Annotated in this window: 28 protein-coding genes and 1 pseudogene; 26 read left to right on the forward strand and 3 right to left on the reverse strand. The window is 72.6% G+C overall.

The window, feature by feature from the left end; translation table 11 throughout:
* The 17 genes and pseudogenes from E1264_RS44665 to E1264_RS18985 all read left to right on the forward strand — a co-directional run.
* Window positions 1-351 (forward strand): annotated as a pseudogene (locus E1264_RS44665) (alpha/beta hydrolase); the annotation flags it as partial.
* Window positions 348-881, forward strand: a complete 534-nt coding sequence (locus E1264_RS18910; protein WP_132175259.1) for a DoxX family protein — start codon at window positions 348-350, stop codon at window positions 879-881. The pseudogene E1264_RS44665 and the gene E1264_RS18910, both read left to right, overlap by 4 nt.
* Window positions 882-914: 33 nt before the next feature.
* The gene (locus E1264_RS18915) at window positions 915-2,171 is read left to right on the forward strand and encodes an ABC transporter substrate-binding protein (RefSeq protein ID WP_132175261.1); all 1,257 of its coding nucleotides are present in this window, start codon (window positions 915-917) and stop codon (window positions 2,169-2,171) included.
* Between the two features lie 18 nt (window positions 2,172-2,189).
* Window positions 2,190-3,065 (forward strand): branched-chain amino acid ABC transporter permease, encoded by an 876-nt coding sequence (locus E1264_RS18920; protein WP_132175263.1) that lies wholly within the window; start codon window positions 2,190-2,192, stop codon window positions 3,063-3,065.
* Window positions 3,065-4,171, forward strand: coding sequence for a branched-chain amino acid ABC transporter permease (locus tag E1264_RS18925; RefSeq protein ID WP_132175265.1), 1,107 nt, complete (start codon window positions 3,065-3,067; stop codon window positions 4,169-4,171). The genes E1264_RS18920 and E1264_RS18925 overlap by 1 nt, the downstream gene beginning before the upstream one ends.
* Entirely contained in the window at window positions 4,164-4,979 is an 816-nt protein-coding gene (locus E1264_RS18930; protein ID WP_132175267.1) for an ABC transporter ATP-binding protein, read from the forward strand. Before E1264_RS18925 ends, E1264_RS18930 begins: the two co-directional genes overlap by 8 nt.
* Entirely contained in the window at window positions 4,976-5,761 is a 786-nt protein-coding gene (locus E1264_RS18935) for an ABC transporter ATP-binding protein (RefSeq protein WP_132175269.1), read from the forward strand. The genes E1264_RS18930 and E1264_RS18935 overlap by 4 nt, the downstream gene beginning before the upstream one ends.
* 20 nt (window positions 5,762-5,781) lie before the next feature.
* Window positions 5,782-6,549 carry a glucose 1-dehydrogenase gene (locus E1264_RS18940; RefSeq protein ID WP_132175271.1) on the forward strand — a complete coding sequence of 256 codons (768 nt, stop codon included), beginning with the start codon at window positions 5,782-5,784 and terminating at the stop codon, window positions 6,547-6,549.
* A 1-nt stretch (window position 6,550) separates the two neighbouring features.
* Window positions 6,551-7,294 (forward strand): enoyl-CoA hydratase-related protein, encoded by a 744-nt coding sequence (locus E1264_RS18945; protein ID WP_132175273.1) that lies wholly within the window; start codon window positions 6,551-6,553, stop codon window positions 7,292-7,294.
* 53 nt (window positions 7,295-7,347) lie between these two features.
* Window positions 7,348-7,863, forward strand: a complete 516-nt coding sequence (locus E1264_RS43485) for a VOC family protein (RefSeq protein ID WP_165964250.1) — start codon at window positions 7,348-7,350, stop codon at window positions 7,861-7,863.
* Window positions 7,860-9,071 (forward strand): acyl-CoA dehydrogenase family protein, encoded by a 1,212-nt coding sequence (locus tag E1264_RS18955; RefSeq protein WP_132175277.1) that lies wholly within the window; start codon window positions 7,860-7,862, stop codon window positions 9,069-9,071. Before E1264_RS43485 ends, E1264_RS18955 begins: the two co-directional genes overlap by 4 nt.
* Window positions 9,068-10,120 (forward strand): phosphotransferase family protein, encoded by a 1,053-nt coding sequence (locus tag E1264_RS18960; protein ID WP_207936010.1) that lies wholly within the window; start codon window positions 9,068-9,070, stop codon window positions 10,118-10,120. The genes E1264_RS18955 and E1264_RS18960 overlap by 4 nt, the downstream gene beginning before the upstream one ends.
* Window positions 10,121-10,187: 67 nt before the next feature.
* Window positions 10,188-11,732 carry an AMP-binding protein gene (locus tag E1264_RS18965; RefSeq protein ID WP_132175279.1) on the forward strand — a complete coding sequence of 515 codons (1,545 nt, stop codon included), beginning with the start codon at window positions 10,188-10,190 and terminating at the stop codon, window positions 11,730-11,732.
* 38 nt (window positions 11,733-11,770) lie between these two features.
* Complete coding sequence (locus tag E1264_RS18970) at window positions 11,771-12,913, forward strand: enolase C-terminal domain-like protein (protein WP_207936011.1); 1,143 nt, start codon at window positions 11,771-11,773, stop codon at window positions 12,911-12,913.
* Window positions 12,914-12,930: 17 nt separating this feature from the next.
* Window positions 12,931-13,863, forward strand: coding sequence for a 2-dehydropantoate 2-reductase (locus E1264_RS18975; protein ID WP_132175283.1), 933 nt, complete (start codon window positions 12,931-12,933; stop codon window positions 13,861-13,863).
* Window positions 13,864-13,988: 125 nt separating this feature from the next.
* Entirely contained in the window at window positions 13,989-14,729 is a 741-nt protein-coding gene (locus tag E1264_RS18980; protein ID WP_132175285.1) for a hypothetical protein, read from the forward strand.
* On the forward strand, window positions 14,716-15,672 hold the full coding sequence (locus tag E1264_RS18985; protein WP_132175287.1) for a hypothetical protein: 957 nt from the start codon (window positions 14,716-14,718) through the stop codon (window positions 15,670-15,672). The genes E1264_RS18980 and E1264_RS18985 overlap by 14 nt, the downstream gene beginning before the upstream one ends.
* Here E1264_RS18985 and E1264_RS18990 read toward each other — a convergent pair.
* Together E1264_RS18990 and E1264_RS18995 are read right to left on the reverse strand one after the other, a co-directional pair.
* Window positions 15,669-15,950: a hypothetical protein gene (locus tag E1264_RS18990; protein WP_132175289.1), complete on the reverse strand. Its 282-nt coding sequence runs from the start codon at window positions 15,948-15,950 to the stop codon at window positions 15,669-15,671. The genes E1264_RS18985 and E1264_RS18990 overlap by 4 nt on opposite strands.
* Before the next feature lie 183 nt (window positions 15,951-16,133).
* The gene (locus E1264_RS18995; protein ID WP_132175291.1) at window positions 16,134-16,766 is read right to left on the reverse strand and encodes a dihydrofolate reductase family protein; all 633 of its coding nucleotides are present in this window, start codon (window positions 16,764-16,766) and stop codon (window positions 16,134-16,136) included.
* 290 nt (window positions 16,767-17,056) lie between these two features.
* Between E1264_RS18995 and E1264_RS19000 the strand changes: the two genes are divergently transcribed.
* The 6 genes from E1264_RS19000 (at window position 17,057) to E1264_RS19025 (ending at window position 22,549) form a co-directional block, all read left to right on the forward strand.
* The gene (locus tag E1264_RS19000) at window positions 17,057-17,680 is read left to right on the forward strand and encodes a superoxide dismutase family protein (protein ID WP_132175293.1); all 624 of its coding nucleotides are present in this window, start codon (window positions 17,057-17,059) and stop codon (window positions 17,678-17,680) included.
* Between the two features lie 80 nt (window positions 17,681-17,760).
* Complete coding sequence (locus tag E1264_RS19005) at window positions 17,761-18,840, forward strand: LuxR C-terminal-related transcriptional regulator (RefSeq protein WP_132175295.1); 1,080 nt, start codon at window positions 17,761-17,763, stop codon at window positions 18,838-18,840.
* Between the two features lie 77 nt (window positions 18,841-18,917).
* Window positions 18,918-19,316, forward strand: a complete 399-nt coding sequence (locus tag E1264_RS19010) for an SgcJ/EcaC family oxidoreductase (RefSeq protein WP_132175297.1) — start codon at window positions 18,918-18,920, stop codon at window positions 19,314-19,316.
* Entirely contained in the window at window positions 19,313-20,809 is a 1,497-nt protein-coding gene (locus E1264_RS19015) for an aldehyde dehydrogenase family protein (protein WP_132175299.1), read from the forward strand. Before E1264_RS19010 ends, E1264_RS19015 begins: the two co-directional genes overlap by 4 nt.
* Before the next feature lie 25 nt (window positions 20,810-20,834).
* Window positions 20,835-22,043, forward strand: a complete 1,209-nt coding sequence (locus tag E1264_RS19020) for an acyl-CoA dehydrogenase family protein (protein ID WP_132175301.1) — start codon at window positions 20,835-20,837, stop codon at window positions 22,041-22,043.
* Between the two features lie 17 nt (window positions 22,044-22,060).
* Window positions 22,061-22,549, forward strand: coding sequence for a flavin reductase family protein (locus E1264_RS19025; RefSeq protein WP_132175313.1), 489 nt, complete (start codon window positions 22,061-22,063; stop codon window positions 22,547-22,549).
* A 70-nt stretch (window positions 22,550-22,619) separates the two neighbouring features.
* On the opposite strand, the gene E1264_RS19030 is transcribed toward E1264_RS19025, so the two are convergent.
* Window positions 22,620-23,387: an IclR family transcriptional regulator gene (locus E1264_RS19030; protein WP_132175303.1), complete on the reverse strand. Its 768-nt coding sequence runs from the start codon at window positions 23,385-23,387 to the stop codon at window positions 22,620-22,622.
* A gap of 404 nt (window positions 23,388-23,791) precedes the next feature.
* On the opposite strand from E1264_RS19030, the gene E1264_RS19035 reads away from it, so the two are divergent.
* Genes E1264_RS19035 through E1264_RS19045 form a run of 3 tightly spaced genes read left to right on the forward strand, consistent with a single transcriptional unit; the run spans window position 23,792 to window position 26,646 of the window.
* Entirely contained in the window at window positions 23,792-25,387 is a 1,596-nt protein-coding gene (locus E1264_RS19035; protein ID WP_132175305.1) for a phage tail sheath C-terminal domain-containing protein, read from the forward strand.
* Window positions 25,388-25,419: 32 nt separating this feature from the next.
* Window positions 25,420-25,947: a phage tail protein gene (locus E1264_RS19040; RefSeq protein ID WP_132175307.1), complete on the forward strand. Its 528-nt coding sequence runs from the start codon at window positions 25,420-25,422 to the stop codon at window positions 25,945-25,947.
* 6 nt (window positions 25,948-25,953) lie between these two features.
* Window positions 25,954-26,646: a hypothetical protein gene (locus E1264_RS19045; RefSeq protein ID WP_132175309.1), complete on the forward strand. Its 693-nt coding sequence runs from the start codon at window positions 25,954-25,956 to the stop codon at window positions 26,644-26,646.
* Window positions 26,647-26,770: the final 124 nt, after the last annotated feature.

The raw sequence follows: 26,770 nt of genomic DNA on the forward strand, positions 1-26,770 counted from the left end.
CCCAACTCCTGCTACGCCGGCGAACCGGCCAGGGCCAACGCGTCGGTCTTCGGCATCGCCGGCACCTGCACCCTGCGGACCTGGCTCTCCCTCTGGAGCCTGGAGGACTCCCAGACCCGGGCGACGCCGCACCTCGCGCGCATCAAGGAGCCCGCGCTCGTCGTGAACGCGGACATGGACACCGGCGTCTTCCCGAGCGACGCCGACGCGATCCTGCAAGCGCTGGGTTCCGAGGACAAGGAATCCCACGTCATCGCGGGGGACCACTACTTCCGCAGGGATGGCGGCGACGCCGCCCGCGCCGAGCTCGCCGACCTGATCGTCGCCTGGACCACGGCGCGGCTCGCATGACCGGCACATCGGCCGACATCGGGCTGCTCGCCCTGCGGACGGTCTTCGGCCTCTACCTCGCGGGCCACGGGCTGAAGAAGTTCGGCCTGCTGGACGGGCCCGGCCTCGCCCAGACCGCGGCCGTGTTCGAGAAGGGCGGGTTCCGTCCGGGACGTCCCATGGCGACCCTCGCCGGAGTCCTGGAGGTGGCCGGAGGGCTCGCGCTGGTCGCCGGGCTCGCCACCCCGGCCGCCGCCGCGACGGTCGTCGGCGTGGTGCTCGTCGCCGCCTCGCTCCACGTCCCCAACGGCCTGTGGGAGGCCGACAAGGGGGTCGAGCTGCCCGCGCTCTTCGCGGCCGCCGCCCTCACCCTCCTCTACACCGGTCCCGGACGCATCTCGGTCGACCATCCCGCCGGGATCGGCGATCTCGCCGGGCCGGGCCCGTCGACCCTCCTGCTCGCCGTGGTCGCCGCCGCGGTCACGGCCACGCTCATACGCCGCCGATCACAACTGCGAGCCACGGCTTCGCACCCTCAGGAACAGCAGTAACCGAGCCTTTCAGCGGATGACGAGGTACCCCCTGTGAAAACACGACTCGCCTGCCTCTCCCTGGTGGTCACCGCCGCGCTCGCGGGCGCCTGTGCCACCCCCGGAGCGTCGACCAGCAAGGGCGGCGTCAAGGTCGACGCCGGAGTCACCGACGACGAGATCAAGATCGGCCTGTTCAACGGCTACACCGGCCCCGTCGCCGCGGGCGCGATCGCCGGCGCCGCCGGGTTCGACGCGCGGCTGGCGAAGGCCAACGCGGCCGGGGGAGTATGCGGGCGCAAGCTCGTCTCCGTCCGCGCCGACACCAAGTACGACCCGGCCGTGGCGGTGCAGGCGTACCGCGCAAACGTCAAGGACATCGTCATGATCGGGCAGCTGCTCGGCGCGACGAGCATCTACGGGCTGAGCCAGCAGATCGCCCGCGACGACATCGCGACGCTCGCCGCGACGAGCGCCGCCGAGGTGATCAAGCTGGAGAACGTCTACCTGTTCACCACCCCGTTCCCGATGTACGTGATCAACGGGCTGGACTGGGCGAAGAAGGAGCAGGCGGGCTCGGACGGCAAGCTCAAGGTCGGCGTCATCTACCAGGACGACGAGTTCGGCCGGGAGGGCCAGAGGGCGGTCCGCTACGTCGAGGCCAACGACCCCGCCATCGAGGTGGTCGCCGAGGCCGGGTACGACGTGAAGGCGGAGGACCTCACCGCCCAGGTCCTGAAGATGAAGAAGGCCGGCGCCGAGACCGTCTGGATCCACGGGATCGCCTCGAAGACCGGGCCGATCCTCAGCCAGGCGTCCCAGCTCGACTACTCGCCCCAGTGGCTCACCGTCGACTCCGGCTACGAGACCGCGATGGCGAAGCAGCTCGGCCGCCTCGTCGACAAGCTCCACGTGGTGACCAGCAGCGTCCTCTACACCGAGAACGTCCCGGCGATGGCCGAGGTGAAGCAGAACGTCGAGAAGGTCGCGCCCGGCACCAAGCCCGACCAGCTCGTCATCGCGGGCTGGGTGGACGCGTCCGTCGCCGTCGCCGCGCTGGAGAAGGCGTGCAAGGAGAAGGACCTCACCCAGAAGGGCGTGGTGGCGGCCATGGCCGGGCTCAACGTCTCGACCAGCGGGCTCAGCCCCGACCTCAAGTACGGGTCGGGCGACGCCGACAGCCGCATCCCCTCGCGGCAGACCCGGATGAACAAGATCGACCCCAAGACCGGGGTTCCGGTGCCCGTCACCGGCTTCGGCGCCACCGACCTGGCCATGAAGTGGCGGCTCGCCGACGGCGCCAAGAGCTGACGGGCCGGCGAGGCGAACATGGACAACTTCCTCCAGCTGAGCTTCCAGGGCATGGCCCTGGGCTGCATCTACGCGCTCATCGGCCTGGGCTTCGTCATGGTCTTCAAGAGCTCGGGCGTGTTCAACTTCGCGCACCCGGTGTTCGTGATGATCAGCGCCTACATCGTCGCGGCGCTCGTCCCGTACGGGTTCGGGTGGGGCGTCCTGGTCGCGCTGGTGTGCATGGTGGCGCTCGCGATCGTGTGCGAGAAGGTCATCCTGCGCCGCCTGGCGGGACGCTCCCTCTACGTCGTGATCATGGCGACGCTCGGCCTGTCGGTGATGGGGCAGGCGTTCGTGGCGATGGCGTGGGGCGTCAACCCGCGCGGGTCGACCGAGGGCCCGATGGGGCGGGGCGTGCTGCGCATCGGCGGCGTCGCCCTCTCCTGGACGGGCGTCTGGATCATCAGCGTCTCGCTCGTCCTGCTGGCCGCGCTGTGGCTGTTCTTCCAGAAGACCAGGCACGGCCTCGCCCTGCGGGCCGCCGCCGACCACCACGAGGCCGCCCTCGCGCAGGGGATCAACATGCGGTGGGTCCAGACGGTGTCGTGGGGCATCGCCGGGGTGCTGGCGGTCGCGGGCGGGGTCTTCCTTGGAGCGTTCCCGCGCCGCGTGTCCCCGGACATGGTCGACACCGCCCTCGGCGCCCTGCCCGCGCTCGTGATCGGCGGGTTCAACTCGCTGGCGGGCGCGGTCGTCGGCGGCATGGGCGTCGGGCTGATGCTCGTGCTCGGCTCCGGGTACCTGGCGGAGTACGGCGGCGTGCACGTCGTCCTCCCGTACGTGGCGATGCTGCTGGTGCTGACGCTGCGCCCCTCCGGGCTCTTCGGGCACCACGAGGCGGAGCGCATCTGATGGCCCCCACCGTGAAGACCCGTGCCGGCGCGGACGTCATGCCGGCGCCTGCGGGCCGCCCGCGGCACCCTTGGACGTCCCGTACCGCGGGCATCGCGGCGGTGGTCGTGCTGCTGGCCGTCCCGCTGTTCTCCACGCCGCAGTGGCAGGCGATCGCGGTGTTCTCGGCGATCTCCGCGATCGCCGCGCTCGGCCTGCACGTGCTGACCGGGCTGGCCGGGCAGGTCTCGCTCGGCCACTCCGCGTTCGTCGCGGTCGGCGGCTACACCGCCATCTGGCTGGGCGCCGACCAGGGCCTGCCGATCTGGGTGTGGCTGCCGGCGGCGGGCCTGGTCAGCGCGGCGGTCGGGCTGCTCGTCGTCCCGTTCGCCGCCCGGCTGCGCGGGCTCTACCTCGCGGTCGTCACGCTCGCGGTGCTGTTCGTCGCGGAGTGGCTGTGGGACGTCTGGGACGGCCTCACCGGCGGCTCCAAGGGACGGGCCGCGCATCCGGTCGAGCTCTTCGGCCACGACCTGCTCGACGACGTGATCGTCGGCCCGTTCATGCTGACCGGCGACCAGCAGTTCTTCTACCTCGCGTGCGCGGTCCTCGCGGTGGCGGCCGTCGCGGCCCGCAACCTCAGCCGCACCCGGGTCGGCCGCGGCTTCGCGGCGATCCGCGACCGGGACCTGACCGCCGGGGTCGTCGGCGTCCCCGTCGCCCGGATGAAGAGCGCGGCGTTCGGCGTCGCCGCCGCGTACGCCGGCCTCGCGGGCGCGCTGCTCGTCTCCTACCAGACCTACGCGGTCCCCGACCAGTGGGACCTGATGATGTCGGTCGAGCTCCTCGCGATCATCATCATCGGCGGGGTCGGGTCGTTGCGCGGCGCGATCGCGGGCGCGGTCTTCGTCACCGCGATCCCGCAGGTGGTGACGCTGCTGGCGGGCGTCGTCCCGGGGATCAGCACGACGCCGTCGGCGGGCGGCGGCGTGTCGGTCGACGTGCTCGCGAACTGCCTCTACGGGCTCGCGATCGTGGCGGTGCTGGTCTTCGAGCCGCGGGGACTCGCCGGGATCTCCGAACGGGTGCTGAACGCGGCCGGACGGAAGGGGCGGTCACATGCCTGAGAAGAGCGGCACGGCGGGGACGGCGGCGGCGAGCCTGGCCGTCGAGGACCTCACCGTGGGCTACCGGACGGGCGGCGTCGTCATCGAGGGCGTCTCCCTCACGGTGCCCGCAGGGAAGATCGTGGCGCTGGTCGGGCCGAACGGCGCCGGGAAGACCTCGCTGCTGCGCGCGGTCTCCGGACTCCTCAAGGCCCACCAGGGCGTGATCCACCAGGGGCGGGTCAGCCTGGACGGGGACGCCATCACCGGCGCGGACGCGTCCGCCGTCGTCCGGCGCGGGGTGGCACAGGTGCTCGAAGGGCGCCAGGTGTTCCCCAACCTCACCGTCCGCGAGAACCTCCTGACCGGCGCGCACACCCTGCGCCGCGACGACGCCCGCCGCGAGTCGACCTACGACGAGATCCTCGACCTGTTCCCGGTGCTGCGGCAGCGGCTCGGGCAGCGGGCGGGGTTCCTGTCCGGCGGCGAGCAGCAGATGCTCGCGATCGGCCGGGCGCTGATGACCCAGCCGCGGCTGCTCGTCCTGGACGAGCCGAGCCTCGGGCTCGCGCCCCGCATCGTGGAGGAGATCCGCGACGTCGTCCGGGCGATCAACGCCAAGGGCACGACCGTCCTGCTGGTCGAGCAGAACGCGCTGCTGGCGTTCGAGGTCGCCGAGTACGGCTACGTGCTGGAGGGCGGGCGGATCGCGGGCGGCGGGTCCGCCGCCGAGCTCGCCGGCGACGAGCGCGTCGCGCACTACTACCTGGGCGGGCAGAGCGTGAGCGGCCGCCGCGCCCGGCGGACGGCGGAAAGGGCGGGCCGATGACGGCGACCACGGTTCTCGAACTCGAAGGCGTCACCCTCAATTTCAGCGGGGTCAGGTCCCTCGACGGCGTCTCGCTGGACATCAGGGAGGGGGAGACGTTCGGGATCATCGGCCCGAACGGCGCGGGGAAATCGTCGCTCTTCAACTGCGTTTCGGGCGTGTACCGGCCGCAGCAGGGGTCGATCCGCCATCGCGGCCAGGAGATCCGCGGTGCGCGGCCCGACCGCATCAACGCGCGGGGGATCGGGCGGACGTTCCAGAACGTCGAGTCCTTTCCCACCATGACCGTTCTGGAGAGCGTCCTTCTCGGACGCATCAGCAAGCAGCGCGCCGGAGTCCTGCGCGGAATGCTCTGGTACGGATGGGCCGCGCGCGAAGAACGCGAAGGCAGGGCCAAGGCCGAAGAGGTCCTGGAGATGTTCGGCCTCGGCGCGCTCCGCGACACGCGGATGGGCGAGCTTCCCGGCGGGACCCAGCGCCAGGTCGAACTGTGCAGGGCATTGGCGGCCGAGCCGGACGTCCTGCTGCTGGACGAGCCCGTCGCCGGAATGACGCACGACGAGGTCGAGTCCATGGTCGACGCCATCCTCGACGCCAACGAGCGGCTCGGCCTCACCGTCGTGCTGATCGAGCACAACATGGGCGTGGTGATGGACATCTGCGACCGGATCGCCGTCCTCGACTTCGGCCGCCTCGTCGCGGTCGGCACGCCCGCCGAGATAGGCGCGAACCCCGAAGTCCTGGCCGCCTATCTGGGCAGCGCCCAGGCCGAATCCGCGTGAATCAGAAGAAGGAGGATTGCGTGGCGGAGCCCGATCTGTTCGATCTCACCGGCCGCGGCGTGGTCGTCACCGGCGCCTCGTCCGGGCTGGGGAGGCGGTTCGTCCAGTGCCTGGCCGGGCGCGGAGCCCGGGTCGTGGCGGCCGCGCGGCGTACCCGGGAACTCAAGGAACTGGCGGCCGAGCTCGGTGAGGACCGGGTGCTGCCGGTCACGGCCGACGTGACGGTCGAGGCCGACGTGCGCGCCCTCGTCGCCCGCGCGGAGGACTGGGCGGGACGCCTCGACGTGCTGGTGAACAACGCGGGCACGACCCACGTCAAGACCGTCGCCGAGGAGACCACCGACGACTTCCGCCGCGTCCTGGAGGTCAACCTGGTCGGCCTCTACACCTGCGCCCGGTACGCCGGGCTCGCGATGGCCGCCCGGGGCGGGGGCAGCATCGTCAACATCGCGTCCGCGCTGGGGCTCGTCGGGTCCAAGCGCATCCCGCACGGCGGCTACTGCGCCAGCAAGGCGGGGGCCGTCAACCTCACGCGGGAGCTGGCCTCGCAGTGGGCCCGCGACGGCGTGCGCGTGAACGCGATCGCGCCCGGCTACTTCGAGTCGGAGATGAGCCAGGAGCTCTTCGCCACCGAGGAAGGGCGCGCCTACATCCGCCGCACCATCCCGATGGGCCGTGGCGGGCGCGCCGACGAGCTCGACGGAGCGCTCGTCTACCTGGCGTCGGACGCGTCCGCCTACGTCACCGGCAGCGTCCTGTCGGTCGACGGCGGCTGGACGGCGGTGTGAGATGACCCTGTCGGTCCTCACGCTCGACCGTCCGGCGACGCGGAACGCGTTCACCCTCGAATCCATGGCGGCCCTCCAGGAGTCGCTGGAGGAGGGCATGTCCGATCCGCAGGTACGCGCGTTCGTCCTCACCGGATCGGGCGGGACGTTCTGCGCCGGGGTCGACGTCGCCGTCCTGCGGGACGCGACCGTCACCTCGACCCACGACAACCTGAACGCGCTCCACCGCACCGTCCGGACGCTGGCCGCGGGCCGGAAGCCGGTCGTCGCCGCGGTCGAAGGGCACGCGGTCGGCGCGGGCCTGTCCCTGGCGCTGGCCTGCGACCTCGTCGTCGCCGCCGAGGACGCGACGTTCCGCTGCGCCTTCCCGCGCCTCGGGCTGATGGCGGACCTGGGCCTGCTGTGGTCGCTGCCGCGGCGCGTCGGCGACGGCCGGGCCCGCCGGATGCTGATGCTCGACGAGCCGGTGCGCGGGGACGAGGCCGTCGCCATCGGCCTGGCCGACTATCGCGCCGCACCCGGAGAGGCGCTCCGGACCGCCATGGACGTGGCCCGCAGGCTGGCCGAACAGCCGCCCCTGGCCGTGGCCTTCACCAAGGCCATGCTCGCCGGCGGCCACCAAGGACTGGACGCCGTGCTCCGCCAGGAGGCGAGCGACCAGGCATTGCTGCACGGCACCGCGGACTTCCGCGAAGGCGTGCAGGCATTCACCGAACGCCGAGACCCATTGTTCAACGGCCGCTGAGCCGCCCCCTCAGAAAAACAATTCCTGATCTCTTTCGATATGGAGGTACACACGTGCCCGCTCCCGGAATCCACCACGTCGCCTACGCATGCCGCGACCTGGATGCGACCACGCGCTTCTACGAGGAGCTGATGGGGTTCCCGCTCGTCCACACCGAGGTGGCGGCGGGGCCGAAGGGCGGATTCTTCCGCCACACCTTCCACGACACGGGCGACGGCAGCTGCATCGCGTTCTTCGACCTGCACGAGGCGGGGGAGCGGGACGGCTGGAGCTCGGAGATATCCGTCGGCAACAAGCTGCCCCGCTGGGTGAACCACATCGCGTTCAACGTCACCGCCGAGAAGGTGGCCGAGGTGCGCGGGCGGATGCAGGCCGCCGGGGTCGAGCCGTACATGGAGGTCGACCACGACTACCTGCGGTCGCTGTACTACATCGACCCCAACGGGATCATGGTCGAGCTGTGCATCGACACCCCCGGGTTCGAGGCCGACCCGGCGGAGGCGCACCGGCTGCTGACCGCGACCCTCGACGACGTCGACCACAGCCGGCACAAGTCGATGGTGAAATGAAGCAGCCAGTGAAAGCGAGCGCGTTCTCCGTCCCCGAGCACGTGCGGCCGCTGCGGCAGGCCGTGCACCGGTTCATGACCGAGCGCGTCGAGCCCGTCGAGCACGCGCTGGACGCCCGCAGCCCCGAATCGCGCGAGCTGCTCGCGGAACTGCAGACGCAGGCCAAGCGGGAAGGGCTGTGGGCGCTCGGGCACCCGGCGGAGATCGGGGGCGGCGGGATGCCGTTCCTCGACTACGTCTACGTGAACGAGGTCCAGGGCCGCTCCGACTTCGGGCAGTACGCCCTCGGCACCTGGACGCTCCAGGACTCCCTCATGCTCGACCGGCACGCCGAGGGCGAGGTCCGCGACCGCCTCCTCGACCCGCTGGTGCGGGGCGCCATCGGGCCGAGCTTCGCCATGACCGAGCCGGACGTCGCGTCGTCCGACCCGACCCAGCTCCAGACCACGGCCCGGCTGGAGAACGGCGAATGGGTGCTGAACGGCCGGAAATGGTTCATCACCGGCGCCGGTGACGCGGCGTTCACCACGGTCCTGTGCCGGACGGAGCCGGACGGCGCGCCGCCGCACCGCGCGTTCTCGCTGATCGTCGTCCCGGCCGGGACGCCCGGGTTCCGGATCGTCCGCGAGACGCCCGTGCTCGGGATCGAGGGCGGGCACTACGAGCTGTCGCTGACCGACGTCCGCGTCCCCGCCGGGTACCTGCTCGGCGAGCGCGGCGCGGGCTTCGCGATCGCCCAGGAGCGGCTCGGCCCCGGCCGCATCTTCCACTGCATGCGCTGGCTCGGCCAGGCGCAGCGGGCCTTCGAGCTGATGTGCGACCGGCTCAACACCCGGATGCTGAAGGGCGAGAAGCTGGGCGGGCGGCAGCTGATGCAGCAGCACGTGTTCGAGAGCTGGGCGCAGATCCAGTCCTGCCGCCTGCTCACCCTGGACGCCGCCGGGAAGATCGACGGCGGGGGCGGTGCGCGCGTCGAGATCGGCGCGATCAAGGTCGTCGGGGCGCGGATGCTGCACGACGTCATCGACCGGGCCGTCCAGGTGTACGGGGCCGCGGGCCTCACCGACGACACCCCGCTGAGCCGCATGTACCGGGCCGCCCGGTTCGGGCGCATCTACGACGGCGCGGACGAGGTGCACGTGGTCAACGTCGCGCGGCGGCTGCTCCGCGAGTTCGAGCAGGGCGACGGCTGGGACTTCGGAGCGTGAGCGTGCACGGCGAGACGGACACGACCGTGGTGGACGAGCTCGTCCGCCCCGACCTGCTCGGGCCCGCCGTGGCGGAGGCGACCGGCGACGCGCGGTGGTCCGGGCTGTCCGCGACCCTGCTGGCCGGCGGGAAGTCGAACCTGACGTTCCTGCTGACCAGCGCGGCCGGGGAGCTGGTGATGCGCAGGCCGCCGTCCGGCGAGCTGCTGCCCAGCGCGCACGACATGGGACGCGAGGCCCGTGTCCAGCGCGCGCTCGGCTCGTCGCCAGTGCCGGTACCGCGGATCGTCCTCAGCGACGACGGCGAACTCACCGGCTCGCCCTTCTACGTCATGGAGCGCGTCCGGGGCCACGTCATCCGGGACCGCATCCCCGACGGGTACGCCGACGGCCCTGGGCAGCGGGCGGAGCTGGCGTTCGCGCTGGTAGACGCGCTGGCCGCGCTGCACCGCGTCGACCCGAGGTCGGTCGGGCTGGACGGCTTCGGCAGGCCGGACGGCTTCCTCGCCCGGCAGGTCCGGCGCTGGAACGACCAGTGGGCGCGCTCCCGCACCGAGGCCGTGGCGCCCGTCGAGGAGCTCGGCCGCCGCCTCGCCGGGGCGGTGCCCGCCTCGCCGCGCGACTCGATCGTCCACGGAGACTTCCGGCTCGACAACTGCGTGATGGACGAGCACGACCCGGGCACGGTCCGGGCCGTCCTCGACTGGGAGATGTCGACGCTCGGCGACCCGCTGACCGACCTCGCGCTGCTGCTGTTCTACTGGCAGGAGCCGGGCGAGCCGGGGCTGCGGCTGACCCCGGCCGTGACCGCCCTGCCCGGCTTCCCGCCGCGCGCGGAAATCGCCGACCGCTACGCGCGCCGGTCCGGGGTGGAGCTGGCCGACCTGCCCTTCTACGAGGCGCTGGCGCACTTCAAGTGCGCGGTCATCACGCAGGGCATCGCCGTCCGGGTGCGGGCGGGCGCGCTGGCCGGTCAGGAGTTCGGCGAGCTCGAGGACGAGGTCCGCGAGATCGCCGAGCGCGGCCTGCAGCGGCTCGACGCCCGCTGACGCCGGTTTCGAACATTGAAAGTGAAGTCAGATTCCTGCTAAAAACGGGTGACCCGGAGGCGCATTCATGGATGACCGATTCACCGGTTCCTTGGCCGCCATGGCCGATCACTGGGCCCGGGAGGCGCCCGACCGGCCGGCCACCGGCAACGCGGGCGGCGGCGGCCTCACCTTCGGCGCGCTCGCGCGGCGGTCCGCGCAGGTCGCGAACGCGCTGGCCGGCACCGGCGGCCCGGTCGCCTACCTCGGCCGCGACTCCGCCGTCTGGGCCGCGCTCATGGTCGGCGCGAACCGGCTCGGCGTCCCGGCCGTCCCGCTCAACTGGCGGTTGGCGCCGGGCGAGCTGGCCCGCGTCCTCGACCACGCCCGTCCGGGGACGATCGTCAGCGACGCCGCGTACCTGCGCGCGCTCGGCGTGGCGGACGAGGCCGCCGGAGAGAACGTCCTGGTGCTGGGCCGCGACCTGAGCGTCATCGGAGGCTACGAGGCCTGGCTCGACGGGCGGTCCGCGGTCGCCGACCCGCGTCCGGCCGGCCCCGGCGCCGCGACCCTCCTCATCTACACCTCCGGGACGTCGGGGCGGCCGAAGGCGGTGCAGCTGACCAACGGCAACATCGCGGCGAACCTGGCGTCGTCCGCGCCCTGGGAGGTCGGCCCGGGATCGGTGGTGTGCGTCCCCTCGCCGCTGTTCCACGTCTCGGGCACGGGCTGGCTGTTCTACTGCCTGGGCCGGGGCGCCCGGTCGGTCTTCCTCACCGACGCGTCGCCCGAGGGCGTCCTGCGCGTGCTGCAGGACGTCCGGGCCACCCACATGCTGAGCGTCCCGGCCGTCGTCCAGACCCTGGTCCAGAGCCCCGCCATCGCGGACGCCGACCTGGGCAGCCTCAAGACGCTGATCTACGGCGGGTCGCCGATGCCGCCCGCGGTGATCGAGGCGGCGCGGGCGGCGCTCGGCTGCGACCTCGTCCAGAGCTACGGGATGACCGAGGCGTGCGGGCCCATCACGTTCCTCGGCCCCGAGGACCACCGCCGGGGAGGCGCGCGGCTGGCGTCCGCGGGGCGCGCCGCCGACGGTGTGGAGATCCAGATCCGCGACCCCGAGAGCGGGGAGGAACGGCCCGCCGGGGCGACCGGCGAGGTCTGGATGCGCAGCGCCCTGCTCACCCCCGGATACCTCGGCGCGGAGACCGACAACGCCCGCGCCTTCCGCGCCGGGGGCTGGTTCCGCACCGGCGACGCAGGCCACCTGGACGGGGACGGCTACCTGTTCCTGACCGACCGCATCACGGACATGATCATCACCGGCGGCGAGAACGTGTACCCCGTGGAGGTCGAGAACGTCCTGGCCGAGCACCCGGACGTGGCGGAGGCGGCCGTCGTCGGCGTCCCCGATCCGCGCTGGGGCGAGACGGTCGCCGCGATCGTCGTCGCGAAGGAGGGCACCGGGCTCACCGAGCCGGCGCTGATCGCCTTCTGCCGGGAACGGCTCGCGCACTACAAATGCCCGACCCGGGTCGACCTGGTCGGCGAACTGCCCCGCACCCCCAGCGGCAAGGTGCTCAAGCGGCGGCTCCGGGAGCTGGCCGTCCCGCGCGTCTCCGGCGCGCGCTAGCAGAAGGAATGCCTTTGCGTATCGTCGAGATCCGAGAAATGCCCGTTCCGCTGCAAGGGAACGTGGCCAACTCCGTGGTCAGCTTCGCCGACCACACCGTCTCCCTCGTGGCTGTGATCAGTGATGTGCGCAGGAACGGGCGCCCGCTCGCCGGGATCGCGTTCAACTCCATCGGGCGCTTCGCCCAGGGCGGCATCCTGCGCGACCGGATGATCCCGCGGGTGCTCAGCGCCGACCCGGACTCGCTGCTCGAACCCGACACCGGCCTCCTCGACCCGGGACGCGTCCTGAAGCGCGCCATGAAGGACGAGAAGCCCGGCGGCCACGGCGACCGCGCCGCCGCTGCCGCCGCCGTCGAACTCGCCTGCTGGGACCTGCTCGCCAAGCACGCCGGCGAACCGGCCTACGCGCTCATCGCCAAGACGTACGGACGCGCCCCCGAAAGCGACGGCGTCCCCGTCTACGCCGCCGGAGGCTACTACCGTCCCGGCGACGACATCGGCCAGCTGACGGCCGAGCTGCGCGGCTACCGGGACGCCGGATACCCCGCGGTCAAGATCAAGATCGGCGGCCTCCCGCTCGCCGGCGACCTGCGGCGCGTCGAGGCCGCCGTGGAGACGATGGGCGGCGGCGGCGCGGTCGCCGTCGACGCGAACGGGCGGTTCGGCTGGACGCAGGCGCACGCGTACGCCGAGGCCCTCGCCGGCCACGGGCTCCGCTGGTACGAGGAGGCCACGGACCCGCTCGACTTCGACCTGCACCGGAGGCTCGCGGAGGTCTACCCGGGTGCCGTCGCCACCGGCGAGAACCTGTTCTCCGTCCAGGACGTGAAGAACCTGCTGCTGTTCGGCGGGCTCCGCGCCGGCCTGGACGTGTTCCAGATGGACGCCGGGCTCGGCTACGGCCTCACCGAGTACGTGCGGATGATCGAGCTGATGGAGGAGCACGGGTTCGACCGCCGGTCGGCGTTCCCGCACGGCGGGCACCTGATCAACCTCCACATCGTGGCGGGTCTCGGCCTCGGCGGATGCGAGGCCTACCCGGGCGTCTTCCAGCCGTTCGGCGGCTACGGCCCCGGCTGCCGCCTCGCGGACGGCCGGATCCGCCCCGCCGACGACCCTGGATTCGGGCTCGAAGCGAAGCCGGGCCTGGCGGCGGAGATCGCCCGGCTCGTCGGATGAGCGAGGAAAGGGAGACGATGAGAATCGCGGTGGTCGGCTGCGGCGCGATGGGGTCGGTGTACGCCGGACGGCTCGCGTCGGCGGGTCACGACGTCCTCGCCGTCGACAGATGGGCCGCCCATATGTCGGCCATTGCCGAGAACGGGCTGCTGGTGTCCGGACCGGACGGGGAATTCCGGGTCCCGGTACGGGCGCACACCTCCGCCCCCGACGATCCGGTGGACCTCGTCGTCCTCGCGGTGAAGGCGGCCGACGTCGAGACCGCGGCGGCCGGAGCCCGGCCGCTCATCGGGCCCGACACCGTCGTCCTCACCATCCAGAACGGTTTCGGATCGGCCGACGTCGTCGCCGCGGAGCTCGGCGGCGACCGGCTCGCCGTCGGGGTGGCGAGCGGGTTCGGGGCCTCGGTGAAGGGCCCGGGAAACGTCCACCACAACGCGATGCGCGCGCTCCGCTTCGGTGGCTACGGCGCGCTCGACCGCACCGAGGTCGAGCGCATCGCCGCCGCCTGGCGCCTCGGCGGATTCGACGCCCGGGCGGTCACCGACATCGCCGCGATGCAGTGGGAGAAGCTCATCTGCAACGTCGCCTACAGCGCCCCGTGCGCGTTGACCGGGCTGACGGTCGGCGAGGTCATGGACGACGCGCACATGGGCCCGGTCAGCCGCGCGGCGGCCACCGAGGCATGGGACACCGCACGCGCCCTCGGCGTCGCCGTGCCCGCGCCGGACCCGGTCGAGCTGGTCCGCGACTTCGGGGCGCGGATGCCGGCCGCGAAGCCGTCCGCCCTCCTCGACCACGAGGCCCGGCGCGTCAGCGAGATCATGTTCATCAACGGCGCGGTGCCCCGCGAGGCGGCCAAGGCGGGCAGGGAGGCCCCGGTCAACGCCACATTGACGGCCCTGGTCCGCGCCCGCGAAACCGCGTGGCGGGACGACCCGCCGCCCTGACCTCTCGCCACCTCGGAGTTCTTCATCACGCAAGGGCTTTTGTTCCGCCATTCCCGCTCGGGGAATGGCCGTTAACGGCCTTCGCGGGCGGTCTTCACCGGAAGTCGCGGCCATAGACTCGGACGGTGCTTTTCTCCAAACTCGGCGCGGCCGGGGGCGCCGTGATCATTCTCGTGGCGGGGTGCGGGAGTGGCGGCGGCGAAGAGGGCGGTCAGGGGCTGTCGGCCACCCCCGCGCCGCTGAGCTCCGCGCCGCGGGGGCAGGAGTCGCCGGGGGAGTCGCAGCCGCCATCGGTCGGCCCGTCCGCGGAGCCCTGGCAGACTCCCCGGCTCTCGACCGGCAGCGGCGCGTCCCTGGACAACCGTTCCCCCAACAGCGTGTGCCGCCTCATCTCGGCGCCCTATCCGGTCCGGATCGAGAGTTTCCGGGCGCAGACCCTAGGGGGTCCGGAGGCACGGAACGCGGGTGACCTGTCCGAGCCGGCCAGGGCGGCCGCGGCCTTCGCCTCGGTGACCTATGGGGGCGACGCCGGATGCGCCGGGCTGGGGGCTCCCGCCCCGAAAGCGTGCGCGCCGGACACGGTGATCTCCTCCACCGAGAGCTGCGGCGTGGGGCCGCAGTTCCTGTCGTCCGGTTCGCGTCCCGCCCTTCCGGCGAAATACACCGTGAGGGTCACCTGGTCCCTTTCCAAGCTCTGCACGGATACCGCCATCGGCCCCTGCAGAAATGTTCAGGGCGCCCAGCCGGGGCCGGGCCGTCCCGTCCGTGCCACCTGGCAGGCCACCACCGACCTCCCGGCCTGCGTGGAATGGGTGCCCAACTCGGCGGAGCCGTATTTCGGAGAGTCCCAGTTTGGCCAGTGCTGACCGCGGGTCCGACCGGCTGGCCCGGGCGCGGATGAGGGCCGAGCGGCGGCGGCCCGCCGAGGAACCGGCGGCCGACCCCGCCCAGGACTGGACCCAGCGGCTGGCCACGCTGAGCACTTTCGGCCCGCCGACGACGATCATCGCGGGCGTGCTGATCTGGTACGGCTACGTCGCCACGCTGCAGCGTTTCCGGTACTTCGGCGTCGATCTCCAGCTGACCGAACTCGCCAACCAGGATCTGCTGAAGTTCGGCGTCGAGGTGGCCTATCCGGCGGCGGCCCTCCTGCTCCTGATCGTGCTCGTCGCCATGGCCGCGCACGCGCTGATCGGCGCGGTGGTGCTGCCGTCCCGGCCGCGCCTGGCCCGCGGGCTCGGCGCCGCCATCGCCCTGACCGGCCTGGCGCTGCTGGTGCGGGCCCTGGTCGGCCTCCTGTCGACCGACGTGGCGCGGAACGAGACGCCGGGGGTCACCCCGCTGTCGCTGACCGCGTGCGCCCCGCTGCTGGTCTACGGATTCTGGCTGGCCCGCCATGCCGGTTCGCGGGAGCCGGTGATGGACGGCGCCGAACGCGGCGCCCGCCTGGCGGCCATCGCGATCGGCGTGATGGGCCTGTTCTGGGCCGCCAACAGCCTGGCCGGAGAGGTCGGCGTCGCCCGCGCCTACGACGACGCGAAGAACCTCGGGAAACTGCCCGAGGTGGTCCTCTACACCAAGGAGCCGCTGGTCGACGCCCCTCGGGAGACCGAGCACGCCGATTTCGGGGAGAAGGTCGCCTACCGGCACCGCTACCGGAACCTGCGTCTCCTCCTGGCCTCGGGCGGACGGCTCTTCCTCGTCCCGCTCACCTGGAAACCCACCGACTCCACGGCCCGGATCTCCACGTTCGTCATCCCGTACGACGAGAACGTCAGGCTGCAGCTGATCCCGCAGCGGACCGATTAACCGGTGGCGTGCCGGCCGCTCTGCGTCGGATCCTCCGGAAGGATCCCGGCGGCATTGTGCAGAAACGAAACGACCGCCGTGATGACCGCCGCCAGGCAGGCATATCCGAATGTCTGCCAATAGCCGGTGGAAAGCACGACCGTCCCCGCCCCCGCGCTGGGAAAGGCGCTCGCGAGGCCCTGCAAGAGGGTGCGCAGCGCACGCAGGGACGCTGTTCTGAGCTTCGCGCCGAGCGTCGATCCCGGCGATCTGCCGATGAGTGCGCGCTTTACCGCCATTGCCGTGCCTCCCCGAGATGACCGCGGGCGCGGAAATCTGAAGATCATCCGCCGCGGTTTCTCTTTCGAGGATGCAACAGCACGTACACGGGCGCTAACGAAGTGTCCTGTTCCGGCCAGCCGGTGGCCGGGACCGGCTGGCGGCGGCGCCCGCCCCGATCACGGCGGGCGCCGTCACCGGGGTCAGGCGCCGCGGTCGGGCGCGCTCATGTCCCCGGTCCCGGGAGTGCCGCCGGCGAGCCCGTAGCGCAGGTGCACGATGCCGTTGGGGCTGGCCACCGGCGGTTCGAGGAGCGTGACGTTGGTGGGCACGGCGCCACCGTCGAACACCTTCTTCCCGACGCCGAGCACGATGGGGTGCACCCACAGGTCCAGACGGTCGAAGAGCTTCTCGCGCAGGAGCGACTGCACGAGGTTCAGGCTCCCGACGACCTTGATGTTCTCGTGCCGGTCCCGGATCTCCCGCACCGCGGCGGCCAGGTCCCGGCCGAGGTGCGACGACCCGGCCCACGACAGGTCGGGCCTGCCCCGGGAGGCCACGTACTTGGGGACGCTGTTGAACAGCGTCGCGATCTCGTCGTCCTGGCCGCCCTCCTGGTGCGGCCAGTAGGCGGCGAAGATGTCGTAGGTCCGCCGGCCGAGCAGCAGGGCGTCCGTGCCCTCGTAGGCGGCGCCGACCTGCGCCCCGGCGACCTCGTCCAGCAGGGGCGCCTGCCAGCCGCCGAACGGGAACCCCAGCGGGTCCTCGTCGGGGCCGCCGGGCGCCTGCCCGACCAGGTCGAGGGTCGCGAACATCTCGATATGAATGAGGCCCATGCCTTGCTCCCGATTCGTTGGTCGTCCTGGTCGGGAGGTAGACCCGCCGGCCCCGGCGAACTCATCGCCGCGACCGCCGCGGTCACCAGAAGGGGTTCAATCCTGACGCGGTTCGGAGGGTCGGCGCGGGACGTCGGCGCGCGTGGCGCGGACGCCGGCCTGTTGGCTCTCGGTGACAGGATCTTGTTGAGGGCTGCCGGATCCGGAGCCCGCCATTGATGTCCCGGTGCGGCGGCCACTAGCAAAGGCATGCGGTGCAGAGGTCGTCCCACTCCTAGGAAGAGACGGATATGAAGAGAGTCGTTTCGGTCGCCCACCTGGCGGTGCTGGCCACGCTCGGCGGAGCGGCGGGGGTGGTCGGGATCTCGGCGGCCGTCCAGGCCGCCACCGGCGAAGCGCGGCAGGGGCTGACCGCGCAGGTCACGGACGTCGAGGGCAAGGAAGTAGGAAGGCTGACCGTCTCGGGAGCCGGCTGGGGACGCCAGCGCGTGTCGGTCCAGGTGTGGAACCTGCCCGCCGGTTTCCACGGCTTCCACGTGCACGCGGTCGGCAAGTGCGATCCCAAGGCCGTCGACCCCAACACCGGCAAGGTCAGCCCGTTCCTCACCGCCGGCGGCCACCTGGACCTGGGCGGCCCCAACAACCACGGGTCGCACGCCGGTGACCTCCCGAACCTCCAGGTCGGGCAGAACGGGCGAGGCATGGCCGAGACGCTCACCGACCGGTTCCGGACGCAGGACCTCCTGGACTCCGACGGCAGCGCGATCGTCGTCCACGCGCTGCCCGACAACCACGCCAACATTCCGGAGCGGTACGAGTCCGGCGGGAAGAAGGGCCCCGACGCCGACACCCTGAAGGCCGGCGACTCCGGAGGCCGCAGCGCGTGCGGAGTCATCCAGGACCGGGAGCGCTGACCCCGATCGGCCGGCCGGGCTGACGAATCGGTCGCCGCGGTGTCTAGCGTGATGCCATAACGTCGGCGCATACTCGCTGGATGGGCGAGGAGATCGGCGGGGTGGGCGCCGGTGACGCGGCGGCCGCCGACGAGGAGAGCCTGAGCTCCGGGCTGGAGGTGCTCGTCACCGCCCGCGGCCTGGACGAGCTGCAGGAGCGCTACTTCGACTGGGTCGCCGGTCATGTGCCGTCCTTCGCGTACGGCCTCTACCTGTTCGACCAGCGGACCGGCCGGCCGCGGGCGTCGGCGGTGCGCGGGCTCAGCCGGTTCTACGCGCACCGCTACGAGCGGTTCGGCCGGGCCGTCGACCCGGTGCTGCGCGGCGCCGTGGCGGCCCGGCGCGCCTGGGACGACTCCCTGGTCAAGCCGGCTGAGGGCTGGCGGGAGGCGCCGATCGTCCAGGGCCTGTTCCGGCACTACGACATGGCGCACGTGATGTGCGCGCCGCTGATCAGCGGCGGGGAGATCGTCGGGACGATCAACTTCGCCCGCGGCGCGGGCGAGCCCGCCTTCGACGACGGCGACCGGCGCCGGGCGACCACGGCGGCACGGATGTATCAGGCGGCGGTCGCCGCGACGGACCTGGTCACGGCGATCGACGCCGAGCGGGCCGCGTGGTGGGGGGCGCTGGAGGCGTGCGGGCAGGCGATCGTGGTCACCGACCTGGAGCGGGCCGAGCGGCACGCGAACCGGCCCGCGCGGGCGCTGCTCGACGCCGCGGACGGCGCGTGGCCCTCCCTCGACGCGGCGATCGACGGCGGCGAGGCGACCCGGCGGCTCATCGTGCCGGCCACAGGGACCGACAGGGGGACGGACGGCGGGACGGGCGGCGCGACCGACATCACCGTGACCTCGGCGCCCCTGCCGGAGCGTCCCTCGCTGATCGTGTCGATCCTGTCGGCGGAGACCCGCCCGGCGGCGCCGCCGCCCGCGCTGCGCCGCCTCCTCACCGAGCGCGAGGCGGCCATCGCCGAACTCGTCGCCGCCGGGAAGCGCGACCACGAGATCGCCGGGCGGCTGCACATCAGCCCGAACACCGTCAAGCACCACCTCAAGTCGATCTACCAGAAGCTCGGCGTCCACTCCCGGGTGGAGCTGGCGGCCCGGCTGCTGCGCTGATCCCACGTTCGGGTGGCCCGCGCCTTCCCATGAACGGGCGATGTGCCAGGTAGCGGGCGATTTATAGCGTCCCGGGCATGGGATCACACAACAGCGTCACCGAACTCAACGACCTGTTCGTCGAGGCCATGAACGCCGGCGACCTGGACGCCGCGCTCTCCGTGTGGGACGAGAACACGGTCTTCCAGACGGGCCCGGGCACCGAGCCGGCGCGGGGCATGGACCAGCTCCGCGCGGCGCTCTCGGAGTTCCTCGCGCTCAAGCCGCACCTGTCGATCAAGGAGCTGCACCGGGTCGAGGCCGACGACATCGTCCTCGTCGCGCTGCGCTGGAACCTGACCGGGACCGCACCGGACGGGACGCCCGTCGAGATGAGCGCGGTCGACTCCAACGTCTTCCGCCGCCAGGCGGACGGCACCTGGCGCATCGTGATCGACAACCCGTTCCACTCCGTCCACATCGGACTGGAGTCATGACGGCCGTCGGCACCGGCCGGCTCACGATCGACCGGCCCCTGCCCGTGATCATCGGCGGCGAGGCACGGCCGGTCCGGAACGTCCTCCCGGCGGTCGAACCGGCGACCGGGCGGACCTGGGCGCGGATCGCCGACTGCGACGCCGCCGTCGTGGCGGAGGCCGTCACTGCCGCCGCCGACGCGTTCGAGACGTGGCGGACGACGCCGCTCGCCGAGCGGCAGGCCGCGCTGTGGGCCATCGCCGACCGGCTGACCGCCACGGCCGCGGACTGGCCCGCGCTGCTCGCCACCGAGAACGGCCGGGCGATCCGCGAGGCGGGGCTGATCGACGTCCCCACCGCCGCGGAGATCTTCCGGTACTTCGCGGGGATGGCCCGCGGCATCCACGGCGAGGTCGTGCAGGGGGCGCCGGGGTCGTCGCACGTCTACACCACCCGGGAGCCGCTCGGCGTCATCGCCGCGATCGTGCCGTGGAACTCGCCGCTCATCTCCGTCGCCCACAAGCTGGCGCCCGCGCTCGCGGCGGGCAACACGGTCGTGGTCAAGCCGTCGGAGCTGGCGTCGGTGAGCACCGTCCGGTTCGCGGAGGCGATCGCGGACCTGCTGCCGCCGGGCGTCGTCAACGTCGTCACCGGCCTCGGCCCGACCGCGGGCGACGCGCTGGTCAGCGACCCCCGCATCGCCAAGATCAGCTTCACCGGCGGCACGGCGAGCGCGCGGACGATCCTCGCCCGCGCGGGCGCCCGGCTGACGCCCGCGCTCATGGAGCTCGGCGGGAAGGGCTCGCTGATCGTCGGGCCGGACGCCGACCTCGACACCCTCACCGAGGATGTCCTGACCGGCGTGTTCGCCGCCAACGGCGAGGTGTGCTTCGCCGCGTCCCGGCTGCTCGCCCACGCCACCGTGCACGACGAGCTGCTGGACCGGATCACGGCGCGCGCCGACCGGATCCGGGTCGGCGACCCGCTCGACCCGGCGACGCAGCTCGGCCCGCTGATCAGCGTCGAGCACCGGGACCGGGTCGTCCAGGCCGTCGACCGGGCCGTCGCGGAGGGCGCCACGGTGCGCGCCGGGCACCGCGTCCCGGACCTTGACGGCGAGCTCGGCGGTGGCGCTTTCTACCGGCCGACCGTCCTCGCCGACCCGGACGGGAAGACGAGCGCCTCATGCGACGAGTTCTTCGGGCCCGTCCTCACCGTCGAACGCTGGACGGACGAGGACGACGCCGTCGCCCGCGCGAACGCCGTCGCCTACGGCCTCGCCTGCGGCGTGTGGACGGCCGACCTGGCGCGGGCGCACCGCGTCGCCGGGCGCCTCCAGGCCGGGATGGTCTGGGTCAACACCTGGTTCGCCACGCCCCTCGGCCAGCCGCAGGGCGGGATCAAGGCCAGCGGCTACGGCCGCGAGGGCGCCGCGGAGACGGTCCGCGAGTACCAGGCGACGAAGGTCGTCAACGTCAGTCTCGACACGGCGCGTCCCCCCATGTGGGACTGACGCGCCGCACGAACGTGGAGGAACCATGGACTTTGAGCTGGACGAGCAGGGCCGGGCGATGGCCGAGACCGGCAAGCGGCTCGCGGGCGCGCTGGCGGAGCGCGCGGCCGGCGCCGACGAGCGGCGGCTGATCCCGGCGGAGAGCTTCGCCGAGCTGCGCGCGGCGGGCCTGTACGGGGCGGGGTTCCCCGCCGAGCTGGGCGGGCTCGGCGTCCGGTCGACCGCCTGGCTGGCGACCGTCGAGCAGCTCGCGCAGGGCGACGCGTCGACCGCCCTCGGATTCAACATGCACTACGTCGCCACCCGGCTGGCGGGCGAGCTGCCGTCGTTCGACGCGGCGGCGCGCAAGCACGTCGCGTCGCTGGTGATCGACGACGGCGCGCTCATCTCGGCGCCGCTGTCGGAGCCGTCCTCGTCCAGCCTGCTGCCGGGGTCGTTCCTGCCGACGGTGACCGCCGCCCGCACGCCGGACGGCGGCCTGCGCGTGAGCGGGACGAAGATGTTCGCCTCGATCTGGGAGGCGAGCGACTACGCCTTCATGCTCGCCCGCCCCGACTGGTCCGACGACCCGACCCTCGTCATCGCGTTCCTCCTGCCGGTCGCGCAGCCGGAGCACATCGTGGTCGAGGACGTCTGGGACACGCTCGGGATGCGGGCGACGCGCAGCAACAAGGTCGCCATCGACGGCGCGCACGTCCCGGCGGAGCTGGTCCTCGGGCCGATCGACAACTTCGTCGCCAACTGGATCGTCGCGCAGGCCGCGATCACGTGGGGCGGCTACACGGGCTGCTACCTGGGCCTCGCAGAGGCGATGGTGGCCTGGCTCGCGGAGAACCTCGGCACGCGGACGGCGAAGGGGTACGCCCAGCCGATGGGCTACCACCCGACGATCAGCTCGGCGGTCGGGCGCATCGCGACGCACGTCGAGGCCGCGCGGCTGATGATGTACCGGGCCGCGTGGAAGGCCGACACCGAGGGCCCGGGTCTCGGCACCTGCCACGCCTACCTCCAGGCGAAGCTGATGCTCGCGGACGCGATCGGGCGGGTCGTCGAGCTCGGCACCACCGCCGGCGGGCTCAACGCGCTGATGCGCCCCCGCGGCTACGAGCGCATGCTGCGCGACGTGACGACCGCCGCGATCATGCCGCCGAACGCCTACGCCTGCGCCGAGATGGCCGGCCTGATCACGATGGGGCTCGACCCGGCGCAGGCCCCCTCGCTGGCCACGGGCTGACGGGGCGGGTGACCGAGATGCAGCAGGCCGCTGAGGACGTCGCCGCGCTCCGCCGGACCTTCGGGTGCTTCCCGTCGGGCGTGACGGCGGTGTGCGCCCTGATCGACGGGGTGCCCGCCGGGATGGCGGCGAGCTCGTTCACCTCGGTGTCCCTGGCCCCGCCGCTGGTGTCGATCTGCGTCCAGAACACCTCGGCGACCTGGCCGAGGCTGAGGAGCGCGCCGCGGCTCGGGCTGAGCGTGCTCGCCGAAAACCACAACGAGGCCTGCCTGCGCCTGTCCCGCAAGGAGGGCGACCGCTTCGACGGGGTCGACTGGGAGCCGAGGCCGGGCGGCGGGGTGTTCGTCCTCGACGCCGCCGCCTGGCTGGACTGCCGCCCGCACGAGGAGATCCCGGCCGGGGACCACCTGATCGTGCTGCTGGAGGTGCTGGGCCTGCTCGCGAGGCCCGAGACCCCGCCGCTGGTGTTCCACACCAGCCGGTTCCGCCGGCTGGCACCCGTCTGAGGCCGCTTCACACTGGCGCGGGCACCGGATCCCCCTCCGGTGCCCGCGCCTTCTTGTGCGTGCGGCGGGTTCAGACGTCCCGAGCGCTCAGCAGCCTGGTCACCTGGCGTCCCGCCGTGTCCAGCAGGCCCGCGAAGCGCTCGGTCCTGGCGGGGGCGACCGGGCCGGTGACCGACAGCGCCGCGACGGTGGCGCCGGTCGCGCCCGCCAGCGGGACGGCGACGCTCATGTACCCGATGCGGGCCTGCTCGTACTCGACCGCGTACCCGAGCTCGCGGGCGCGCTTCAGCTCCTGCTCCAGCAGGCCGGGCGCGACCGTCGTGCGCGGGGTCGTGCGGGCGAGCGGCGCGGCGACGACCTCGTCGAGCAGGCCGCGCGGCCCGAAGGCGAGGAGGGCCTTGCCGGTGGCGGTGCAGTGCAGCGGCATGCGCCCGGCCACCCGGGACGGGCGGCCGACCTGCCGGTGCCCGGAGACCTTCTCCAGGTAGAGGACCTCCAGCCCGTCGGCGACGGCGAGATGGACGGTCTGCCCGGTGGCCTGCAGCAGGTCCTCCATGAACGGCCGGGCGAGGTCGCGCAGGATGCGCTGCCGCGGGACCCGCTGGCCGATCTCGAACAGCCGCATGCCCAGCCGGTACTTGCCGTGCCGCCGCTCCAGGAACCCCCAGCGCACCAGCTCCTGGCTGAGCCGGTGCACCGACGCCTTCGCCAGCCCGGTCCGCCGCGCCAGCTCCGTGAGGCCGAGGTCCTCGTCGTCGAGGCCGAACGCCTCCAGGATCAGCCGGGTCTTGCCCAGCACGCTCCCGGTCTCGGGGGGCGACTCCGATACGGCTCCCATCAACCGATGGTTCACCTGGGAAAACGCCCCTGTCAACGGGTGAAGTCCGCTCACCGGACCGGCCCCGCGCGGCTCCGCGGGCGGCCGCGGCGGCGGCGCGGCGCTCCGGGGCGGCGTGCACCCGCACACGGCCGGGGCCCGCGATGACCGGAATTGCCGCTCGGCGTCCTCAACGGCCCGTTCGCGGCCCATTTCGTCCCTCCCGCAGTTCGTCCGCGCGATGCGACAGGGATGGCCGTCAACGAATGGCAAAGTATCGCGTTCCAATGGCCAGGACGACCTTACTCTTCTGGATTCGGAAAGGGTGCGTCAGTACTGTCATCGCTGGGTTGTTTCGCGTCGCGCGCGTCGCAATTCAGGCATTCATGTGCGGAATCACTTATCCGGCCGAAGCGGAGGTCGCGATGCCGGTTCAACTGTCCTATCCCGGCGTTTATGTCGAGGAGGGGTCCAGCGGCGTCCGCACCATCACCGGCGTCGCCACCTCGATCACCGCCTTCGTCGGCCGGGCCCGGCGCGGGCCGACCGACCAGGACGGCCCGGTGACGGTCACCAGCTGGGCCGACTACGAACGGACCTTCGGCGGGCTGTGGGAGCACGCCCCGATGTCGTACGCGGTGCGCGACTTCTTCCTCAACGGGGGCGCGCAGGCGATCGTCGTCCGGCTGTTCAAGCCCAAGGGCACCGACCGCACGGCGGCCGACGTCAAACTCGCCCCCGAGACGGGAAGCGGCGACTACGTGCTGACCGCCCGGTACCCGGGGACGTGGGGCAACCGGCTGCGGGCACGGGTCGACCACGACACCCGGGACGGCACGGCCGACGCGTTCAACCTCCTCGTCCGCGACGACGAGACCGAGGTCGTCGAGGAGTTCCGGAACGTCTCGGTGGACCTCGACAGCCCCCGCCGCGTGGACCGGGTGCTGGAGAACGAGTCCAGGCTCGTCACGGGCGCCGACCTGACCGCAGCGTCGAAGCGGCCCGCGGCGCACGCCGCGCCCGACGAGGCGAATCCGCTGTGGAAGGACAACCCGACCAACACCAAGGTCGCGCAGGCCGAACAGGTCCCGCACGACGGCGAGGTGCCGAAGGCGGCCGAGTACACGGCCGCCGGCAAGCGGGGCATCCGGGCGCTGGAGAAGGCCGACCTGTTCAACATGCTGTGCCTGCCGCCCTACACGCTCGACCCGGACGGCGGCGTGGCCGGGGCGGTGGAGACGTCCGTCATCACCGCCGCCGCCGGGTACTGCGAGCAGCGGCGCGCCGTCCTCCTCGTCGACCCGAGGTGGACCGGCAAGGACGCCGCCGTCGCCGCCGCGGCCGACTTCGCGACCAGCGCCGGCACCCGGAGCAAGAACGCCGCGGTGTTCTTCCCGCGGCTCCTGCAGGTCAACCCGCTGCGCGGCGGCCAGATCGAGCCGTTCGCGCCCTGCGGGACGGTCGCCGGGGTGATCGCGCGCACCGACGCGCAGCGCGGGGTGTGGAAGGCGCCGGCCGGGCTGGAGGCCGGGCTCGCCGGCCTCTCCGGCCTGGAGGTGCCGCTCACCGACGCCGAGAACGGCCAGCTCAACCCGCTCGGGGTCAACTGCCTGCGCACCATGCCCGCCGCCGGCCCGGTGGTGTGGGGGGCCCGGACCATGGACGGCGCCGACCGGCGCGCCTCCGAATGGAAGTACCTCCCGGTGCGGCGGACGGCCCTGTTCCTCGAAGAAAGCCTCTACCGGGGTCTCCAATGGGTGGTGTTCGAGCCCAACGACGAGCCGCTGTGGGCGCAGATAAGGCTCAATGTCGGCGCGTTCCTGCACGATCTCTTCCGGCAGGGCGCGTTCCAGGGGGTGACGCCCCAGGAGGCGTACTTCGTCAAATGCGACAAGGAGACGACGCAGCAGAGCGATATCAACAACGGCGTGGTGAACATCGCCGTCGGGTTCGCGCCGCTCAAACCGGCCGAGTTCGTCGTGATCAAGGTGCAGCAGCTCGCCGGCCAGATCGCGGTATAGCGGTATCGCGGCATAGAGGGGTTGACAGGAAGATGGCGCAGTTCACGGTGAACCCGCAGCGCTTCGATCCGTACAAGAACTTCAAATTCCGGGTCCGCTGGGACGGCCGCTACGTGGCCGGGGTCAGCAAGGTCGGCGCGCTCAAGCGCACGACCGAGGCGGTCGAGCACCGCGAGGGCGGCGACCCGTCGACGTCGCGGAAGTCGCCCGGCCGCACCAAGTACGAGCCGATCACGCTGGAACGCGGCGTCACCCACGACACCGAGTTCGAGAAGTGGGCCGGCCGGGTCTGGAACTACGGCTCCGGCCTCGGCATGGAGACGTCGCTGAAGAATTTCCGCAAGGACATCACCATCGAGGTCTACAACGAGGCCGGGCAGCTGGTGCTCGCCTACAAGGTCTACCGGGCGTGGGTCTCCGCCTACCAGGCGCTTCCCGAGCTGGACGCCAACGCCAACGCGGTCGCGATCCAGACCCTCACGCTGGAGCACGAGGGCTGGGAGCGGGACTACGAGGTCGCCGAGCCGTTTGAGCCCGCCTTCACCGAGCCCGCGGTCTGATCCGCCGTGGTCGCCCTCGCCCCAGCGGCGCTCCTCGCCGCCTGGGAACAGGTGCGGGAGCTGCCGCCGCCGCACCGCCCGGCGGCGCTGCTGCGCGCCTTCGGCGCGCCGCCGCAGACGTCGGTGGGACGGCGGGACGCGGCGCTGCTCGACGCCTTCGCCGAGAACTTCGGGCCGTCCCTGGAGGGCCTCGCCCGCTGCCCCGGCTGCGGCACGGAGGTCGAGCTGAGCGTGTCGGTCGCGGAACTGACCGCGGGCATGCCGCCGGCGCGGCCCGTCGAGCCCCTGGACGTCGGCGGGCGGACCCTGCACTGGCGGCTTCCCGACGACGGCGACCTGGTCGCGGCGGCGCAGGCCGGCTCCCCGGAACGGGGCGCGCTCGTGCTGCTGTCGCGATGCGTCCCGGACGGCGGGCGGCCCCTGGACGCGCAGGAGCGGGTCGCGCTCGCGGAGTGCGTCGAGGCCGCGGACCCGTTCGCCGACATCACGTTCACGCTCACCTGCCCCGGCTGCGCGACCGTCTGGGACTCCCCGCTCGATCCGGCCGAGTTCTTGTGGGCGCGGTTCGCCGCGCGGGCGCGCCGCCTGCTGGGAGAGGTGGACGAGCTGGCGCGCGCCTACGGCTGGCCGGAGCGGGAGATCCTCGCCCTGCCGCAGGCGCGGCGCGACTCCTACCTGGAGCTGGTGCGCCGTGGCTGACGTGTTCACCCGGCTCGCGCGGCGGGCGATCGGCGACGAGCCGGGGTTCCGCCCGAAGCTGCCCGCACGGTTCGAGACCACCGCGGCCTTCACCGATACCGCCACCTGGCCCCCTGGCCACCAC

The organism is Actinomadura sp. KC216, from assembly GCF_004348535.1.
Classification (GTDB): Bacteria; Actinomycetota; Actinomycetes; order Streptosporangiales; family Streptosporangiaceae; genus Spirillospora.

Coding starts and splice junctions, on each gene's coding strand:
- E1264_RS18990 (WP_132175289.1), bottom strand. CDS start 15,950: ATGGCGGTAAAGCGCGCACTCATCGGCAGATCGCCGGGATCGACGCTC.
- E1264_RS18930 (WP_132175267.1), top strand. CDS start 4,164: ATGCCTGAGAAGAGCGGCACGGCGGGGACGGCGGCGGCGAGCCTGGCC.
- E1264_RS19010 (WP_132175297.1), top strand. CDS start 18,918: ATGGGATCACACAACAGCGTCACCGAACTCAACGACCTGTTCGTCGAG.
- E1264_RS19030 (WP_132175303.1), bottom strand. CDS start 23,387: ATGGGAGCCGTATCGGAGTCGCCCCCCGAGACCGGGAGCGTGCTGGGC.
- E1264_RS18995 (WP_132175291.1), bottom strand. CDS start 16,766: ATGGGCCTCATTCATATCGAGATGTTCGCGACCCTCGACCTGGTCGGG.
- E1264_RS19000 (WP_132175293.1), top strand. CDS start 17,057: ATGAAGAGAGTCGTTTCGGTCGCCCACCTGGCGGTGCTGGCCACGCTC.
- E1264_RS19020 (WP_132175301.1), top strand. CDS start 20,835: ATGGACTTTGAGCTGGACGAGCAGGGCCGGGCGATGGCCGAGACCGGC.
- E1264_RS19040 (WP_132175307.1), top strand. CDS start 25,420: ATGGCGCAGTTCACGGTGAACCCGCAGCGCTTCGATCCGTACAAGAAC.
- E1264_RS18925 (WP_132175265.1), top strand. CDS start 3,065: ATGGCCCCCACCGTGAAGACCCGTGCCGGCGCGGACGTCATGCCGGCG.
- E1264_RS18935 (WP_132175269.1), top strand. CDS start 4,976: ATGACGGCGACCACGGTTCTCGAACTCGAAGGCGTCACCCTCAATTTC.
- E1264_RS18965 (WP_132175279.1), top strand. CDS start 10,188: ATGGATGACCGATTCACCGGTTCCTTGGCCGCCATGGCCGATCACTGG.
- E1264_RS18920 (WP_132175263.1), top strand. CDS start 2,190: ATGGACAACTTCCTCCAGCTGAGCTTCCAGGGCATGGCCCTGGGCTGC.
- E1264_RS19015 (WP_132175299.1), top strand. CDS start 19,313: ATGACGGCCGTCGGCACCGGCCGGCTCACGATCGACCGGCCCCTGCCC.
- E1264_RS18955 (WP_132175277.1), top strand. CDS start 7,860: ATGAAGCAGCCAGTGAAAGCGAGCGCGTTCTCCGTCCCCGAGCACGTG.
- E1264_RS18975 (WP_132175283.1), top strand. CDS start 12,931: ATGAGAATCGCGGTGGTCGGCTGCGGCGCGATGGGGTCGGTGTACGCC.
- E1264_RS18945 (WP_132175273.1), top strand. CDS start 6,551: ATGACCCTGTCGGTCCTCACGCTCGACCGTCCGGCGACGCGGAACGCG.
- E1264_RS19025 (WP_132175313.1), top strand. CDS start 22,061: ATGCAGCAGGCCGCTGAGGACGTCGCCGCGCTCCGCCGGACCTTCGGG.
- E1264_RS18910 (WP_132175259.1), top strand. CDS start 348: ATGACCGGCACATCGGCCGACATCGGGCTGCTCGCCCTGCGGACGGTC.
- E1264_RS19035 (WP_132175305.1), top strand. CDS start 23,792: ATGCCGGTTCAACTGTCCTATCCCGGCGTTTATGTCGAGGAGGGGTCC.
- E1264_RS19005 (WP_132175295.1), top strand. CDS start 17,761: ATGGGCGAGGAGATCGGCGGGGTGGGCGCCGGTGACGCGGCGGCCGCC.
- E1264_RS18970 (WP_207936011.1), top strand. CDS start 11,771: ATGCCCGTTCCGCTGCAAGGGAACGTGGCCAACTCCGTGGTCAGCTTC.